At 42.9% G+C, this 17,989-nt stretch carries 15 protein-coding genes; 13 read left to right on the top strand and 2 right to left on the bottom strand.

Features of this window, described 5'->3' with window-relative positions; genetic code table 11:
* The first annotated feature begins 1 nt into the window (after nucleotide 1).
* The 4 genes from CTER_RS11990 to CTER_RS11975 all read left to right on the top strand — a co-directional run bounded on the left by CTER_RS11990 (nucleotide 2) and on the right by CTER_RS11975 (nucleotide 4,120).
* The gene (locus CTER_RS11990) at nucleotides 2–2,149 is read left to right on the top strand and encodes an ATP-dependent helicase (protein ID WP_004625801.1); all 2,148 of its coding nucleotides are present in this window, start codon (nucleotides 2–4) and stop codon (nucleotides 2,147–2,149) included.
* Nucleotides 2,150–2,289: 140 nt separating this feature from the next.
* Nucleotides 2,290–2,859, top strand: coding sequence for a YqeG family HAD IIIA-type phosphatase (locus tag CTER_RS11985; RefSeq protein ID WP_004625874.1), 570 nt, complete (start codon nucleotides 2,290–2,292; stop codon nucleotides 2,857–2,859).
* 23 nt (nucleotides 2,860–2,882) lie between these two features.
* Complete coding sequence (gene aroE, locus CTER_RS11980; RefSeq protein ID WP_004625861.1) at nucleotides 2,883–3,767, top strand: shikimate dehydrogenase; 885 nt, start codon at nucleotides 2,883–2,885, stop codon at nucleotides 3,765–3,767.
* An 86-nt stretch (nucleotides 3,768–3,853) separates the two neighbouring features.
* Entirely contained in the window at nucleotides 3,854–4,120 is a 267-nt protein-coding gene (locus CTER_RS11975; protein WP_004625862.1) for a late competence development ComFB family protein, read from the top strand.
* A gap of 98 nt (nucleotides 4,121–4,218) precedes the next feature.
* On the opposite strand, the gene CTER_RS11970 is transcribed toward CTER_RS11975, so the two are convergent.
* A complete protein-coding gene (locus CTER_RS11970) occupies nucleotides 4,219–5,355 on the bottom strand; it encodes an LCP family protein (RefSeq protein WP_004625840.1) in 1,137 nt (378 codons plus the stop codon).
* 218 nt (nucleotides 5,356–5,573) lie between these two features.
* Between CTER_RS11970 and CTER_RS11965 the strand changes: the two genes are divergently transcribed.
* The 6 genes from CTER_RS11965 (at nucleotide 5,574) to CTER_RS11940 (ending at nucleotide 11,917) form a co-directional block, all read left to right on the top strand.
* On the top strand, nucleotides 5,574–5,945 hold the full coding sequence (locus tag CTER_RS11965) for a hypothetical protein (RefSeq protein WP_004625823.1): 372 nt from the start codon (nucleotides 5,574–5,576) through the stop codon (nucleotides 5,943–5,945).
* Between the two features lie 190 nt (nucleotides 5,946–6,135).
* On the top strand, nucleotides 6,136–7,878 hold the full coding sequence (iorA, locus tag CTER_RS11960; RefSeq protein ID WP_004625775.1) for an indolepyruvate ferredoxin oxidoreductase subunit alpha: 1,743 nt from the start codon (nucleotides 6,136–6,138) through the stop codon (nucleotides 7,876–7,878).
* Between the two features lies 1 nt (nucleotide 7,879).
* Nucleotides 7,880–8,455, top strand: coding sequence for an indolepyruvate oxidoreductase subunit beta (locus CTER_RS11955; protein WP_004625789.1), 576 nt, complete (start codon nucleotides 7,880–7,882; stop codon nucleotides 8,453–8,455).
* A gap of 179 nt (nucleotides 8,456–8,634) precedes the next feature.
* A complete protein-coding gene (locus CTER_RS11950; protein ID WP_004625852.1) occupies nucleotides 8,635–9,936 on the top strand; it encodes a phenylacetate--CoA ligase family protein in 1,302 nt (433 codons plus the stop codon).
* A gap of 76 nt (nucleotides 9,937–10,012) precedes the next feature.
* Nucleotides 10,013–10,444: an ACT domain-containing protein gene (locus CTER_RS11945; RefSeq protein WP_004625728.1), complete on the top strand. Its 432-nt coding sequence runs from the start codon at nucleotides 10,013–10,015 to the stop codon at nucleotides 10,442–10,444.
* Nucleotides 10,445–10,570: 126 nt separating this feature from the next.
* Nucleotides 10,571–11,917 (top strand): polysaccharide deacetylase family protein, encoded by a 1,347-nt coding sequence (locus CTER_RS11940; protein WP_004625892.1) that lies wholly within the window; start codon nucleotides 10,571–10,573, stop codon nucleotides 11,915–11,917.
* A 243-nt stretch (nucleotides 11,918–12,160) separates the two neighbouring features.
* Here the strand turns inward: CTER_RS11940 and CTER_RS11935 are convergent, their stop codons facing one another.
* Nucleotides 12,161–13,171, bottom strand: a complete 1,011-nt coding sequence (locus tag CTER_RS11935; RefSeq protein WP_004625755.1) for an SDR family oxidoreductase — start codon at nucleotides 13,169–13,171, stop codon at nucleotides 12,161–12,163.
* Between the two features lie 340 nt (nucleotides 13,172–13,511).
* Here CTER_RS11935 and CTER_RS11930 point away from each other — a divergent pair, with 340 nt between their 5' ends.
* The 3 genes from CTER_RS11930 (at nucleotide 13,512) to recA (ending at nucleotide 17,615) form a co-directional block, all read left to right on the top strand.
* On the top strand, nucleotides 13,512–14,771 hold the full coding sequence (locus CTER_RS11930; protein WP_004625858.1) for a competence/damage-inducible protein A: 1,260 nt from the start codon (nucleotides 13,512–13,514) through the stop codon (nucleotides 14,769–14,771).
* Between the two features lie 141 nt (nucleotides 14,772–14,912).
* Complete coding sequence (gene murJ / locus CTER_RS11925; RefSeq protein ID WP_004625800.1) at nucleotides 14,913–16,499, top strand: murein biosynthesis integral membrane protein MurJ; 1,587 nt, start codon at nucleotides 14,913–14,915, stop codon at nucleotides 16,497–16,499.
* Nucleotides 16,500–16,580: 81 nt separating this feature from the next.
* Nucleotides 16,581–17,615, top strand: coding sequence for a recombinase RecA (gene recA / locus CTER_RS11920; protein ID WP_004625803.1), 1,035 nt, complete (start codon nucleotides 16,581–16,583; stop codon nucleotides 17,613–17,615).
* Nucleotides 17,616–17,989 lie beyond the last annotated feature (374 nt).

Here is a 17,989-nt window from a genome sequence, read left to right as displayed (position 1 = left end):
TTTGAACTTTTTTGACACAATGAAAAGCAAATACGGTATAGATTTAAATGCCGAACAAAGGAAGGCCGCATGCCATGTAACTGGTCCAGCGCTGATTCTGGCAGGGCCGGGTTCGGGAAAGACAACTGTAATAACCGCAAGGGCTACGTACTTAATCAGGGAAGCAGGTGTTGACCCGAGGAGTATATTGACCTTGACCTTTAATAAGGCTGCCCAATTGGAGATGGATAAGCGCTTTAGCAGGCTTTATGGCGCTGAAATCCCTGAGAAAGTACATTTTGCAACGCTGCACAGCTTTTGCAACAGAGTTGTACGGGATTATGAAGGGATGAAAGGCAGGACACTTAAGCGCATTGAAGGAAATGACCAGGATGTGAGCAAGCACCAGCTGCTCAAGGATATTTACCAGAACATAAATAATTCAAGGATCGGCGATGATGAGCTGGAAAATCTCATAAATGAAATTGGTCTTGTTAAAAACAGTCTTATAAAGGACTTTGAGGAGCTGAACACCAGCACCAAAAAATTTTCCCTGATATACAAGGCCTATGAGGATTATAAGAGAAGCAACCTTCTGATTGATTTTGACGATATGCTCACCTATGCCTTCAATATCCTTTCAAAATATCCCGCACTGCTTCAGAGGTACAGAAACAGGTACGGCTATATACAGGTGGATGAAGGACAGGATCTTTCAAAAATACAGTTTGAGATAATAAAACTATTGTCGGCCCAAAACCGGAACCTGTTTATGGTGGCCGATGACGACCAGTCAATATACGGCTTCCGGGGAGCAGAGCCCGGGAACATCCTGGATTTTGAAAAGCAATTTGAAGGCTGCAGGATATTCAGACTTGAGAACAATTACCGCTCTTCTGAAAATATTGTAAAGCTCAGCAGCAGTTTTATAAAACAAAATAAAAACAGGTATGAAAAAAATCATGTAACCTGCAATTTGGCTGCTAAAGAACCGGAAATAGTCAAAGTCAGGGATCAGCAGGAACAGTTGAAGTTTGTTTTGGACAGGCTTAAATCCGGAATAAATGACATTAAATGCGAAAACGGAGGCAGACGAAGAAAAAAGCAAGTTGCCGTCCTGTACAGAAACAACCTGTCTTCAATACTTATAGCAGATTTGCTTGATAGAAACAAACTGCCCTTCAAGGTACGGCAAAACAGGCTGTACTTCTTTAAGCACTGGCTGGTACAGGAGGTAACGGCGTTTCTGCACTTCGCGCTTGACCCCCAGGATGTGGAGGCCTTCTCAAAGATATATTACAAAATGAACAGGTACATATCAAAAGCAATGCTGGAATGCGCCATGGAAGGAAACGGAGGCAGGCCGGTAATTGACCGCATTATGAATGGTGTGGAGCTGAAACCCTTTCAGATAAACAGTTTGCAGGAATTGAAACTGGAGTTTTCAAACCTGGCAAAAAAGCGGCCCTGGAATGCCCTGGAATATATTAAGACCAATTTTAATTATCTGGACAGCATTAGGGAATATTGCCGGCTTGCAGGGCTTTCTTTCGAATACCTCTGGAAACTGTTTGATATTCTGCAGGGGATTGCCTGCAACTGTCAGACACTGCTGGAGTTCCTGGGCAGACTGACTGAATTGGATAACCTCTTTGAAGGAGATAATAAAATAAAAGAGCAGGAAGTGGATTTGGATATTACCCTTAGCACAATGCATTCCTCAAAAGGGCTGGAATACGACGGTGTATTCCTCATAGACCTCATAAACAGCGAGCTTCCGGGGGACAAGGTGCTTGAAAAGGCCTCCGAAACAAAAGACCTGACCGAACTGGAGGAGGAAAGAAGGCTTTTTTATGTGGGTATGACAAGGGCCAGGCAGGAGCTGTTCCTGATATATCCTGCTTCTGCCAATCTTGAAAAGCATATGCCTTCAATATTTGTAAAGGAGGTTAACCGGCTTGTAAAAAATGACTTTGCGGTCGGTTTGGGAGAAGGAATGATTGTAAAGCATTCAAAATTTGGAAGAGGTGCCGTTATATCAATAGAACCTCCAGATCAGCCAAATCCCATATCAGGACAGACGGTGGAAATCAAATTCTTTAACGGAACGGTCAAAAAGCTGGATTTACAGCTTTGCCTTGAAAACCGTATACTTGAAATAGAAAAATGAATTTGAACAGCAATAATAAAAATTGAAATACGGAAATTAAGTATTTAATTTCATGTTTTAAATGATACTAATACTATTGAAAGCTTGTGCAGCAGCCAATCTTTTGTTATTATTAATAAATTAATGGAGGAAAATAACAAATGATCGAGAAGTATTATCCTGATTTATATTATGACAGCATAAGGCATATAGACCTGGATATGCTTGAAAAAAAAGGCATAAAGGGTTTCATACTGGACATAGACAATACGCTTGTTCCAATGCACAGCAAGGATGCCGACCAAAACGCCATTACCTGGATTGGGGAACTTAAAAAAAGAGGCTTCAAGGTATGTATTTTATCCAATGCGGCCCGGAAACGGGTTATAAGGTTCAACAGGGAGATTGCGGTAACAGCAATCCACAGAGCGTACAAACCTTCAGGCAGGGCCTTTTTAAAAGCGGCCGACGTACTGGAGCTCGAGCCGGAAAGCATTGCAGTTGTGGGAGACCAGGTATTTACCGACATCCATGGCGGCAATAAAGCCAATATGCTCACAATACTGGTCAAACCCATAGATAAAAGGGAAATTCTGTATGTGAGAGTTAAGCGGTGGCCTGAAAAGCTCATTCTTGCCAGGTATATGAAAAAACTCGAGCACCAGCTCAAAAGAAGAGAGCTCTGGAAGAAAAACAGGCTGGCCATGGAAAAAGCCAGATACAAAAAATAATTAATGGGGAGAGGAGCTTTTATATGAATCTTGTAGAAACCGTCAATGGAAAAACCGGGCTTCTGGGGCTGATCGGCTGTCCGGTGGAACATACAAAATCTCCGTACATTCATAATACTTTATTCAGAGAATATAATATAAATGCCATCTATGTACCAATACATGTCAACGAAGGGGAACTGGAGAGGGCGGTTAACGGCTTTAAGGCCCAGAACTTCATCGGTTTTAATGTTACGGTACCCTATAAAAAGGAAATCATTAAATATCTTGATGATATTTCAAATGATGCTCTCCTGATGGGAGCTGTCAATACTGTCAAAAATATCGAAGGCAGACTGAAAGGGTACAACACCGACGCGGAAGGGTTTGCCCGGGATTTCAGGGATGCTTTTGAAACCGGTTTTGCAGGCAAAAAGGTCGTACTGCTTGGAGCCGGAGGCACTGCAAGGGCTCTGGCGGTGAAGCTGGCAGCTGAAGGGGTAAAGCATCTGACGATTGTCAACAGAACCCTGGCCAATGCAGAGAATATCGTTGAACTGGTTAAAAACAATTTCGGCAGTATTGTAACAGGTATCGTTCCGGAGGAGCCGGGATTTTCAGATTGCTTCAAAAGCAGTGATATAGTTATAAACACCACACCGGCAGGAATGAGTACATATGAAGCTAGAATCCCGTTTGACTTCAGCTTTGAATTCCAAAGGCATCAGCTGGTATATGATATTATTTATACTCCCCGAAAAACTGAGTTTCTTAAACAGGCAGAATTGAGAGGCTGCAAAGTGCGAAATGGTTTTGGAATGCTGATAAATCAAGGAATATCTGCATTTGAGATATGGACAGGCAAAGCCGTCTCCAAAAATCATGCCGTTGAAATATTAAATCTTATAAATAAATTAGAGGAATTATAAAATAAATACCGAATAATACATAAGATAAAAAGATTATTTTTTATTAATTTTGTAAAATGCATGTGATTTGTATAAGGAGGATAAAAATGGTTGTTATAAAAAATTATATGGAAGAAGTGGTCTTAAATTTAATGGAAGGTGTCCTTGACGACATAAACATGTGCAAATGTGAGATGTGCGTCATGGATATTGCAGCCCTTGCATTAAATGACCTGCCTCCCAAATACATAGCAACTGAAAAAGGAGAGCTGTATTCAAAGGCAAATGCTCTTAGAAATCAGTTTGAAGTGGATGTCATTGCTGCCATTACAAAAGCGGCCGTACTTGTGAAAAGATCTCCGAGACACAAGTAAATTATTCATGATAACACTGCATAATTATTGATAAATAAAGCGTTAGCAGGCCGACACCTGACTAACGCTTGTCATTTCATATCATATAAAAAATAAAACTAAGGTTTGTCTTTTCCGTTACCCTTTGAATCCGTTTGAGAATTTGAAGGGTTTTTCACGGTTGATCTTGCAGGCTTTTTTGTTGGCTTGTCGTCTTCATCATCCCGGTGTTTCGGCACAAACAACTCGGAAGGAGTAACAATTCCGCCTGCTGATTTAAAGTACCGGGATACGATGTCTTCGGCCGGAAGGGATTCCTTGGAGTCAATATTGATAATCTTACCGTTATATTCATAGAACCAACCGCCGTTAATTATCTTGTCCTCACCGTCCAGCCTGAAGGAATTAAAATTGTCGGCCGAGATATTGATCACACCGGAGGTCAGTTTTAACGCGTCACTTAACATCATATTTGTTATAATGTTTTCAAAAGCGTAATTGATTACCGAATTAAATTTGGGCAGATATTGGATATTCAGCTTTTGTCCTATAAACTCCTTAATAAATTTTACCTGCATTTCAGTTCTTTTGATGTCACTGCCGTCATAGAACTTTCTCAATTCCTTTAATTCCTCACGGGAATAAAGCCTTTCGTTTGGTTTTCTGAACCTCAGCAGCTGTTCAACCTTGTCGCCGTCCAGGAGCTGGTAGCCTTTTTTCAAATTGATGTACAGGTCCTGGGTAGGATCTTCATATCTTAAGTCGGCAGGCACATCAAAACTGACTCCTCCCAGCATATCGGTTATTTTCTTAATGGAAGAAATATTTATGTGGACATAGTAATTTATGTTAATACCTGTAAGGTTGCTTACTATTTCAGCCGCGTACATGGCACCGTCATGTTCTCTGCCCCCGGCAGCATATGCCGCATTTATCTTGGGCAGGATATTGTTCCTGAGCTTGACATGGGTGTCACGGGGAATGGTGACAATGCTTATCTGCTTTGTATCGGGATTATAGTTTGCAACCATCATTGAATCGGTATTACCGCTGGATTTATCCCCAACGAGTACAAGAAAATTCATGGGATCGTTTTTCTTTGTACCGCTAAGACCGTTTAATATATGAGGTATGGGTGTATCCGAGCCCGGCTCGGGAGCAATATTATTTATATAAAACATAAAAAACGTTCCAAGTGCAAAAAGAAACGTCCCAAGTATCAGCGTAGTTATATACGTAAATTTTCTCGTGTTCATTTCGGACCTCATTAGTATATATTATTTTTATTTTTATCATCATAGAATTATATCATAAAATATAGTATATACCATATATTATCACCCATTTTTTTATAAAAATAAGTGACTGTAAATGTTGAAAGTATTCCTTCAGCATCGGCCGATGTAACATATTATGTTTACACAACATAATATATATTAGAGCGTTTATAGCTTTTCTAAGGGAGGAATAGTACTTGGATTATATGGATATTGACAGGTTGAAGAACATATTTTCAGATATGCTCAGGAACCAATACACCCTGAGGAGTATGGAGCTTGGAATAGACGGAAAACTTATGGCGGTCGGCTATAAACCATATTGGACCAGCCGGCAGGATTCTAAAATTGAAACACTGGAACTGAACTTTCTCAGCAGTAAAGGAGTCATGGTTCCAATAATATTGAGAAATGTTGTCAGTTATGAACTCTATCCCAAAGAGGGCAGAAAAAATAAAAAATACAGGGTAAATATGATTGAACTGCTGATTTTATCACCTTATATGCTGGCAAGGAATTCGAAAGACGTTTATGATAAAATTAAACTTGAAATAATCTATGAGGATTAGCTGCTGACACAATAAATTGCCTCCGCTTTGGAAGTCAATTACAACCGGCCTCCTGTGCCGATAGTAATTGACTTTTATAAAAATAATCCATTATAATATTAACAATGGTTTAGCGCTATAAATTATTAAAATATTATAGAGAATTTGGATTACTTATTAAGCGTGTGCAAGCGCGCGGATGGAGGTTAAAATGAAGAAGCTCATGCTTGGCAACGAAGCTGTGGCAAGAGGGGCATATGAGGCGGGCTGCACCATAGCGGCAGCTTATCCGGGTACGCCCAGCACTGAAATTACCGAATACATAGCAAAATATGACGAAATATATTCCGAATGGTCACCAAATGAAAAGGTGGCCCTGGAAGTTGCTATCGGAGCATCTATCGGAGGGGCAAGGGCCATATGCTCAATGAAGCACGTAGGACTTAATGTTGCCGCCGACCCGCTGTTTACTGTTTCCTATTCTGGAGTAAACGGCGGTCTTGTTATTATGGTGGCGGATGATCCGGGAATGCACAGCTCGCAGAATGAGCAGGACAGCAGATTTTACGCCAGATCTTCAAAAGTGCCCATGCTGGAGCCTTCTGACAGTCAGGAATGTAAGGATTTTGTAAGATATGCTTTTGAAATCAGCGAACAGTTCGACTGTCCTGTGATTGTCCGCCTTACCACCAGGGTATCCCACTCACAGAGCTCGGTGGAAATCGGTGATAAGGAGAATTTCAAACTGAAGGATTATGTAAAGGATGCCAACAAATATGTAATGATGCCTGCAATGGCCAGAAGAAGACATGTTGAAGTGGAAAAAAGAATGGCAGCCCTCAGGGAGTTCTCCAATTCCAGTGAACTCAACAAAATCGAGCTGGACAGCGAGGAAGTAGGCATCATTACCAGCGGTATCTCATATCAATATGTTAAAGAAGCCGCTCCAAACGCATCAATACTGAAAATAGGCATGGTTCATCCCATACCTGAAAAAATGATTTCAGAATTTGCTTCAAAGGTAAAAACATTATATGTAGTTGAGGAACTGGAACCTTTCTTTGAGAACCAGATTTTGAAAATGGGGATCAAGGTTACAGGCAAACAGAAGCTTCCTGTCATGGGTGAACTCAATGCCCAGCTGATAGCCGAAAAGCTTTTTGACAGAAAGTTTGAGGCTTCACAACAGGTTCAAGCCGGCCAGCCCATACCTGTAAGACCGCCTGTTATGTGTCCGGGATGTCCACACCGGGGAATGTACTACGTATTGAAAAAATTAAAATTAAATGTAAGCGGGGACATAGGCTGCTATACTCTCGGTGCACTGCCTCCCAACGAATGTATGGACACCTGTATCTGCATGGGTGCCAGCATTGGTGTGGCACATGGTATGGAAAAGGCCCGGGGCAGTGAATTCAGAAAGAAGACGGTAGCGGTTATCGGGGATTCAACCTTTATTCATTCGGGGATTACAGGACTTATTGACGTAGTATATAACAAGGGAAATTCAACCGTGATGATATTGGACAACTCCATAACAGGTATGACCGGACACCAGCACAATCCTACCACCGGCTTTACAATCAAGGGAGAACCCACCAGACAGGTGGATCTTGAGCTGCTCTGCAAGGCTGTGGGGATAGAAAGGGTTACAGTGGTTGATCCCTTTGATGTAAAAGAGCTTGAAAAAGTGGTAAAAGCCGAGATAGAAGCAGATGAGCCGTCGGTTATCATATCACAGAGACCCTGTGCCCTGTTGAAAAGTGTTAAATTTGAAGGCAGCCGGAAGATTTCCAGGGAAAAGTGCAAAACCTGCAGAGCCTGTATGAAAATAGGATGTCCAGCCATAGTTGACAAAAAAGACCACCTGGAGATCAATCCTGCGCTTTGCGTTGGCTGCAAGCTGTGTACAAAAGTCTGTAGCTTTGATGCAATAGAAAGGATGGACACTTAAAATGGATAAATTGAATTTGTTGATAGTTGGTGTGGGCGGACAGGGAACTTTGCTGGCCAGCAAAATACTGGGCACTGTTGCATTAAAAATGGATTTTGATGTAAAGGTTTCGGAAGTGCATGGAATGTCCCAGAGAGGCGGAAGTGTGGTTACCTATGTCAGGTTCGGAAAGAAAGTCTATTCACCGCTGATCGAAAAGGGTGAAGCCGATCTGATAATTGCCTTTGAAGAGCTGGAAGCATTAAGATGGATCGATTACCTTACCGGAGACGGCAAAATGATAATAAATGAGCAGGAAATTGATCCGATGCCGGTCATTATAGGAAAGGCAGAATATCCCGAAAATATTCTGGAAACACTTAAGGCCGAACACAGCATATATTCACTCGATGCTTTGAAAATTGCCCGGCGGTGCGGTACAATTAAGGCTGTAAATATCGTGCTTTTGGGTGTGATGGCACGGCTTATCGGAATTGACAGGCAGATATTTGCGGATGCCATCCATGAGGTGGTTCCGGCCAAGGTTTTAGACGTCAACCTGAAGGCCTTTGAAGAAGGATATAATTATCACAGGTAAATAAATAATTTCTTAGCATTTGAAAATTAAGCCGATTGCTTTTGTGTGGGGCGGCCCTGCTGTAAACCCTGAAAGCCATTCCGGGGTGGGATGTTTGGCGAAATATAAAGAGGTATTGATAAATGCTTTGCATTTGCCATGCCTTAAACTAAATATCTGAATCTTGGAGGGATTGTATTATGTCTTATTGGAACGAGAAATACGAATGTATGTCCAGAGACGAAATGAGAAAAGTTCAGACCGAACGGCTCATAAAAACAGTTAACAGGGTGTATGACAATGTACCGCACTACAGGAAAAAGATGGATGAAAAAGGTATTTTGCCCGGAGATATCAAGTCGGTGGACGACTTGAAGCATTTGCCTTTCACTTATAAACAGGATTTGAGAGATACATACCCGTTTGGATTATTTGCAGCACCCATGAATGAGATTGTCAGAGTTCATGCTTCCTCCGGTACCACCGGCAAGAAGACGGTGGTAGGTTATACAAAAAATGATATTGAGGTTTGGGCCGAGGTTATGGCCCGTACCTTTGCAGGCGCCGGAGCAGGGAAGGATTCCTTTTTGCAGGTTTCCTACGGCTATGGCCTGTTTACAGGAGGTCTGGGCGCCCACTACGGCGGTGAATATCTGGGAGCCACGGTAATTCCAACTTCCTCCGGCAACACAAAACTCCAGCTGTCCCTCATGCAGGATTTCGGGACAACCCATATTGCATGTACTCCATCATATGCTTTATATCTGGCCGAAGAGATGCAGGAACTTGGCATCAAACCTGAGGAACTCAAGCTCAAAGCGGGTATTTTCGGCGCCGAGCCCTGGTCTGAAAGCATGAGGAAGGAAATTGAACAAAGACTTAATATCAAAGCTTTTGACATATACGGGCTGAGCGAGGTAATAGGTCCCGGTGTGGCCTGTGAGTGCGAATACCAGTGCGGCATGCACATTCCGGAAGACCATTTTATCCCTGAGATAATTGATCCTGAAACGGGAGAGGTACTGCCCGAAGGAACGCAGGGTGAAATTGTATTTACAACTATTACCAAGGAGGGCCTGCCGCTGATAAGATACAGGACAAGAGATCTTTCCTCCTTGAATTATGCACCCTGCAAGTGCGGCCGTACAGAGACCAGAATGAACAAGGTGACCGGAAGAACAGATGACATGTTGATCATAAGGGGTGTAAACGTATTCCCTTCGCAGGTTGAAAGTGTTCTGCTGTCAATAGGCGAAACTGCACCGCACTACATGCTGATAGTTGACAGAAAGGACAATCTTGATACACTTGAAATACAGGTTGAAATAACTCCTCAGCTGTTTTCGGACGAAGTTAAAAAGCTGGAGGATATTGAAAGAAAGATCAGGAAAGAGATTGAAAGTACTCTTGGAATCAGCGCAAAGATAAAGCTGGTGGAGCCTAAATCCATCCAGCGCAGTGAAGGCAAGGCCAAGAGAGTAATTGACAAGAGGGTATTATAAACTGTAACTCTATAATACAAAAAGGTCTTTAATGTAAAGACTTTTGAATATGATAATAAAAAAGGAGGCCTGTAACATGCTGGTAAAACAGATATCTGTATTTCTGGAAAACAAGTCCGGCCGCTTGGCGGATGTAACCAGAACCCTGGCTGATAATCATATTAATATTTGTGCTCTTTCAATTGCCGATACCACTGATTTTGGTATTCTAAGGCTGATAGTCAACAAACCCGAGGAAGCAGAAAAAATATTAAGCGACGACCAGTTTACGGTAAGCTGCACAAGTGTAATTGCAATCGGTGTGGAGGATAAGCCCGGAGGCCTGGCGAAAGCCCTGGATATTCTCCATGTGAACAATATAAGCATTGAATATATGTATGCTTTTGTGGGTAAAACAGGAAATGAAGCTTTTGTCATACTGAGGGTTGAAAATCCTGACGAGGCCGTAAAGACCCTGGCAAGCTGTGACATATCCATAATACCAAGCCAGCAGGTATATTGCATGTAAATGTAAAGGTTACAATATTGTAAAGAAGTCGGAGGATGTATCCTCTGGCTTTTTTTTATTATTTATTATAATATGGATTTATGGGGCTTTTTAATAAAAAATGTTATATATTGGGAGAAAATCAAAATGAGTAAAAAATTTACTTTTATCCTGGTTCTGGGGTCCATTTCCATAATTCTTATTATAATCTGTATAGGTTTCCTTTTTCTATCTACCTTTACAAAGACGGCGGCAGTTTCGGGAGCTTTGTCCTCAGGAGGGACGGCAGAAACGTCCATAGCCGATAATGGGATGGCAAACTCCAGGGTGGATGGAATTTCACCAAAGGACAATAAGAGCGGCCCAGCCGATGCGACTATTAAAAATGCCATTATATCGGATGCTGAAAAGCTGATTGAGCAGACCCATTATAAGCAGGCAGGTCTGCTATTGGAAAAGCCTCTGGAGGAATATCCCGATGATAAGGAGCTTTCAGCCGTAAAAGACAGGGCGGACAACCTGGAAAAGCAGACGGTCATTTATAAAGGCCCCGTATATCACGTGTTTTTTCACAGCCTGATAGTTTATCCCGAGCTGTGCTTTACCGGTGACTCCATGGAACAGGGGTATAACTACTGGATGACCACTGTAAAGGAATTTAAAATGATGATACAGGAAATGTATGACAGGGGTTATACACTGGTCGACCTGAGAGATATGTTCAAGATGGATTCCTCCGGAAAAATGCAAAAGCAGGATATTTTTCTCCCTGAAGGGCAGAAGCCTTTGATTATTTCAGTGGATGATATGAGCTATTACAAATATATGGAGAATGACGGCTTTGCAAAGAAACTGGTAGTTGATCAGCAGGGAAAGCTGGCTTCACTTGTGAAAACCCCACAGGGAAATGAAATAATTTCACCCGATGGAGATGTGGTCCCTATTTTAAATAATTTTGCCGATCAAAACCCCGATTTCTCATTTAAGGGCGCAAAGGGCACCCTGGCATTGACAGGCTACGAAGGAATACTGGGCTACAGGACCAATCACGACAATTCCTCCTGGCAGACAGAGAAGGAAAGCGTGCTGCCTGTTATAGAAAAACTTAAAGAGACGGGCTGGGCTTTTGCAAGCCACAGCTATACCCATAGGAGAACCTTTTCCGAAGGCACTATCACACTTGATTTTCTTAAATATGATACAAAACGGTGGAGGGATGAAGTAGGGAGCCTTGTGGGTGAAACCAATTTATACATATCCCCGTTTGGAGCAACCTTCAAACAGAACGATGCCAGGATGCGTTACATAGTCAGCCAGGGCTTTAATGTATACTGTGGTGTGGGGCCTGCACCTGATTACATATTATACAAAGATAATGCATATATGGAGAGAATTGATCTTGACGGATACAAAATGTTTCATAAACCTGAATGTATGAAGGAGCTGTTTGACGCCGGAAAAATACTTGACCCCGTCCGGCCTGCCTTCAAATAAAAGCCGGGTTAACATGTTGTGCAGGATAAGTAATCAATTTGCTGTAAAATTGTTACTGATCATACTGGTGCTTCCATACTAACTCAAGCAATGGATTGCACACAAAGCGCTTACTTGAAATAGTACGATTCACAATAAGCATTTTTGCCGTGCTATCCATTGCTTGAAGTTGTACTCGCGTACCAGTATAATCATCTTTATTTGCCTGAAAAGTTGAAGATCCATTTTAACTGGACACGAGCTTTAAAACTTCTTTATGGAGCCGCGATAATTTTCTATAACCCTGTCACACCAGGAGTCAAACTCAGGGTCTGCCTTTTGCAGTTCGGGATTTGACAGGACCTTGTCCAGAATTATTTTTATCCCCTGGTCAAAGCGGACCGTTGCATTGAAACCGGGCACAAGCCTTTTCAGCTTTGAGTTGTCGAATACTACGGTATTTGCCTTGTCGCCTATGAGAGAACCTGTAAAATCATAATTGCTGCAGGCAGCAAGATAATCTGACGGAATGTGTACCGCATTGAGCTTGACACCCAATGCCGCAGCTATGATCGCATAAATCTGATTCCAGGTCAGACTTTCGTCAGAGGTTATGTTCACAGCCTCGCCTACAGCATGAATATTTCCCATCAGGCCTATAAAACCTTTTGCAAAATCACTGTTGTGAGTGAGAGTCCACAGGGAAGTACCGTCACCATGGATTATTACAGGTTTGTTTTCCAGCATCCGTTTGGCTACCTGCCAGCTTCCCTTGTCGCCGTGCACCCCAAGAGGTATGCTGCGGTCGTCATAAGTGTGGCTTGGACGGACAATGGTGACGGGAAACCCATTTTTACGGTACTCGGAAACAAGCAGTTCCTCACATGCAATTTTATTTCTTGAGTATTCCCAATATGGATTCGACAGGGGGGTGGATTCGGTTATTCTGTAGTCTGAAAGAGGCTTCTGGTATGCCGAAGCCGAACTGATGAATATATACTGCCTGGTCTTGCCTGAAAAAAGTCTTATATCACGTTCAACCTGGGAAGGTACAAAAGCAATAAAATCAGCAACAACGTCGAAATCAAGGTCTTTTATAAGGTCTGCCGCCTTTGCTTCATCATTTATGTCGGCCTTGATGACCTTTGCACCCTCAGGAACACGGTCCGTATTATTTCCACGATTTAATAAATATAATTCCCAGCCCTGCCGGACCAGAGAACTTGAAATAGCAGTGCTGATTGTACCTGTACCACCGATAAATAAAGCTTTCATGAAAATTCCTCCCGAAAGATAATTTTAAAGTTTAAGAACTATAGAACTATTATATAACGGATTGGTAAAATATGATAGTAGCAGGAATCTATTGCCGAAAAGTAAAATATTATTGTATTTTATGGATTATATGGTATAATTTATACAATACGTTTCAGTATTGATCAATTCGAACTCGTAAAATTTCCTTCCCGGTTTCAGCTTTATCTCATTTATCTTCCGTTTAATCTTTTTATTCATTAACAGCTTACTTTTTGCCAACAGGTTGGTATAATATTTAAAGAAATAATAATTAGTTCTAATTTGTTGTGTACCAAAAACCATAAGGAGATGACTGTAGTTGAAAGCAGAAATATTAGCTGTTGGAACCGAACTGCTCATGGGGCAGATTGTAAATACAAATGCACAGTACCTGTCTTCAAAGCTGCCGGATGTGGGCATCAGTGTTTATTATCATAGTGTGGTTGGAGACAATCCCGAAAGATTGAGAGAAAGCCTTGAACTTGCCTTGAAGAGATGTGATGTGGTAATAACGACGGGAGGCCTTGGCCCCACCCAGGATGATCTGACAAAGGAAACCATTTCAGAGGTCTGCGGCAGAAGGCTGGTACTCCATCAGGAAAGCCTTGATGCCATCAAAGCATTTTTTAAAAAAATCGGCAGGGAAATGACACATAATAATGAAAAGCAGGCGTATATGCCCGAGAACTGCACGATACTCAAAAATAATAACGGCACAGCTCCGGGCTGTATAATAGAGCAGGGGGGAAAGGTGATCGTCATGCTGCCAGGCCCTCCGTCCGAAATGAAGCCGATGTTTGACGACTCTGTATTTCCCTATTTCAGGGAGAGAAGCAGCTATGCCATAGAATCGAAGTTCCTGAGAGTGTTTGGGATAGGCGAATCGGCCATGGAGACAAAAATCCTGGATCTGATCGAAGGGCAGACAAACCCTACCATAGCGACCTATGCCAAGGAGGGGGAAGTAACCATAAGAGTATCTGCCAGGGTTGAACAGGGGAAGGATGCTGAAAAGCTGCTTGGCCCGGTAATTGAGGAAATAAGGAAAAGAACCGGTGACAGTCTGTATTCGGAAGAAGACCGTACTCTTGACCAGGTGGCGGCAGAGCTTTTATCCGGGCACAAACTTACCCTGGCAACAGCTGAATCCTGTACCGGAGGCCTCATTTCCCAAATGCTGACCAACATACCTGGAATATCAAGTGTATTTATGGGCGGTGCGGTAACTTACTCAAATGATGCAAAAGAAGAATACCTTGGAGTGAGAAGAGACACCCTGCTGCAATATGGTGCTGTGAGCCGCCAGACAGCAGCGGAGATGGCCGCCGGGGTCAGAAGCAGATTAAAGACCGACATCGGAGTGGCTGTTACCGGCATAGCAGGCCCGGACGGAGGCACGCCCGATAAGCCGGTAGGCCTGGTGTATATCGGTCTTTCCTCCGAAAAAGGCACAGTTACAAAAGAACTCCGGCTGCTTGGAAACAGGAAGAGAATCAGAACTATCACTGCCCTGCATGTTTTTGACATGATAAGAAGGCATGTTTCCGGTCTTGAAATTGACACCGGCGACAAGGAATAATACAAAAGAAAAACTAGTGCCGCATGGCCGGTTAATCTCCTTTATCCGCTATAGGGATACGGGGGCAGGCCCTTTTATTAAGGGACAAATGACCGCTGTACGGCTCAAAGCCATAGCATGGCTATGGCTTAGGAGGTTACGTTGAGCTCAAATAATAAAAAAATTACAGCCGCCGCCATTATAGTAATGTCTTCCCTGGTAGTTAGCAGAATAACCGGTTATGTGAGGACCATACTGATTAACAATTTGCTTACGGCGTCCCAGTCGGATTCACTTCTGGCGGCTTTCAGGACCACCGACCTGATGTACAACCTGCTTATCGGCGGCGCAATATCTGCTGCATTGATCCCCATACTTTCGGGCTATCTGGCCAGAGGTGAGGAGGAAGACGGCTGGAAAGCCGTAGGGACCTTTATAAATGTCATATTTCTGAGTATGCTGGCGGTGAGCACCCTGGGAGTGATTTTTGCCCCCTGGGTCGTTTCCATGACAGCATCGGGGCTTGAAGGCGAAGTGAGGGAAACGACCATCCAGCTGACGCGCATTCTATTCCCCTCGGTGGGTTTTATGATGCTGGCAGGGATGACAAACGGAGTACTGAATTCATACCAGAGGTTTGCGGCAGCGGCCTACGGACCGTCGCTGTACAACCTGGGAACAGCCTTAAGCATACTGGTGCTCAGCCGGTTCGGAGTCAAGTATGTGGCAATTGGCGTGCTGGCCAGTGCCATAATGTATTTCCTGATTCAGATTTCATTTGCACTTCCGAACTTCCAGTTTTACAGACCAAAACTGTTCTGGAATCATACCGGCTTCAGGAGGCTGTTCAAACTTGCAATACCGTCTCTGGCCGCATCTGCCATAGTGCAGGTGAATATTCTGATTTCTCTGAATTTTATATCCATGTTCAAGCATGAAGGAAACATTACGGCGTATTACAATGCAAATGATATCTGGCAGCTGCCCTACGGCATATTTGCAATGGGGCTGGGTACGGCACTTTTGCCGACTCTGTCTGAAAAGCTGGCGTTAAAGCAGGTGGATGAATTCAAGAATATCCTAAACGGTGCCTTTAAAACAATTCTCTATCTCATAATACCGTCTGCCATGGCTTTTATAGTTATGCCCGAGCCTGTGATCAGCGTGGTTTACAAGTGGTCGTCAAACATCGGCAGTGAAAGGATTGTGATGGCAGGGAGCATCCTGCTGCTGTTCACGGCGGCCATGCTTGCCCAGTCCATGCTTGCCCTTCTGAACAGAGCTTTTTATGCAAATAATGATACCAAAACACCGCTTTATGCCGGGATTGTTTCAGTAGTACTAAATTTTGCGCTTTGCTATATTTTCCTCAATGCAAACCTGGGACCTGCCGGCATGTCACTTTCATATTCCATTCAGAGTCTGGTGAACATGTCTTTGATGATGTACATATTGTCAAGGAAAATGAACGGGATGAATTGGAAAGGGCTTGCGGTTTATTCTGTCAAGCTTGTGGAAGCCGCAATAGTCATGGGGACGGTGATATTTACCGTAAATAAATTGCTGCCCGTTGACTTTACACAGACCTATTCAATGCATTCCAAGCTTATCGAGATAGCGGTGCTGGGTACCGAAATCGTTGCGGGAGCCCTGGTATATTTCGGCGTTACAATGCTGCTCAGGGTTGAAGAAGCCGTAGCATTTAAAAACAAACTTTCAGGAAGGTTTGCCAGAATACTGAAAAAATAAAAATTTTAAGTTGACTTAGTTAATAAAAATCTATATAATAAAAACAGAACAAATGTTCTATAATTGTGAGGAGGTCACCCCATGTTAGAAAAGAAAAAAGCACTTGAAATGGCTCTTGGCCAGATAGAAAAACAATTTGGCAAAGGCGCCGTTATGAAATTGGGCGAGAGCGCACACTTGAACGTAGAAGTTATTCCCACAGGGTCCTTAAGCCTGGATATTGCTCTTGGCGTTGGCGGAGTGCCCAGAGGGAGAATTGTTGAGATATATGGACCGGAATCTTCAGGTAAGACGACCGTAGCCTTGCACATAATTGCCGAAGCGCAAAAGGCGGGCGGCGAGGCTGCATTTATTGATGCAGAGCATGCCCTTGATCCTGTTTATGCAAAAAAACTTGGGGTTGATATAGATAATTTGATAGTTTCACAGCCCGATACGGGAGAGCAGGCTCTGGAAATAACAGAAGCTCTTGTGCGAAGCGGAGCCATAGATGTCATTGTCGTTGACTCTGTAGCAGCCCTTGTGCCAAAAGCGGAAATCGACGGTGAGATGGGTGATTCTCATGTGGGTCTGCAGGCCAGACTTATGTCCCAGGCACTTAGAAAGCTGGCGGGTGTTATCAGCAAGTCCAGGACCACATCCATATTTATAAATCAGCTTCGTGAAAAGGTAGGTATTATGTTCGGAAACCCTGAGACCACTCCGGGAGGACGAGCTTTAAAATTCTACTCTTCGGTACGTCTGGACGTAAGAAGAATAGAATCCATCAAGCAGGCCAATGAAGTGGTAGGAAACAGGACCAGGGTGAAAGTTGTCAAAAATAAGATTGCACCTCCCTTCAAAGAAGCGGAGTTTGATATAGTTTATGGTGAAGGTATTTCCAGGGAAGGCAGTATCCTCGACATAGCTGTAAACAGTGAAATCGTAAACAAGAGCGGTGCATGGTTCTCCTACAACGGGCAGCGTATCGGACAGGGAAGAGAAAACGCAAAGCAATATCTGAAGGAAAATCCCGCAATGTGTATGGAAATAGAAAAGCTGGTCAGAAGCAATATGACAGTGGCACCTGTGGTAAAAGAATCCGCGGAGGAAGTTGAAGAGGAAGAACTGGACTGATCATTTAAATGATTTCAAAAAAGATTAATTAACCATTTAAATAAAAAAGACATTACAGATAATATAATTAACCTATTGTGCTAATTGGAGTTTTGTTTTGCTTTACAGATAGATTTAATTGAAATCAAATGGTACGCGAGGACAACTTCATGAAATAAGAGGCACGGTTAAAAATAATTGCAAAAAATTGCCGCCAAAGGTAAAGCGATTTTGTCGGCAAAGCAGCAGGACGCTGCTTTGAGCTTCAAATCGAGACAGGATGTCGAGTTTGAGCGACGGCAAAACCGCTTTAAATGAGGCGATGCAATTTTCGCAATTGTTTTGGGTGGCTTCTTATTTCATGAAGTTAGTGCGGAAGTTACCATTTGATATAA

It is taken from the genome of Ruminiclostridium cellobioparum subsp. termitidis CT1112 (genome assembly GCF_000350485.1).
In the GTDB taxonomy this organism is placed as follows: Bacteria; Bacillota; Clostridia; order Acetivibrionales; family DSM-1351; genus Ruminiclostridium; species Ruminiclostridium termitidis.
The sequence above is the reverse complement of the archived record's forward strand: the minus strand, read 5'-3'. Positions and strand labels throughout refer to the sequence as shown.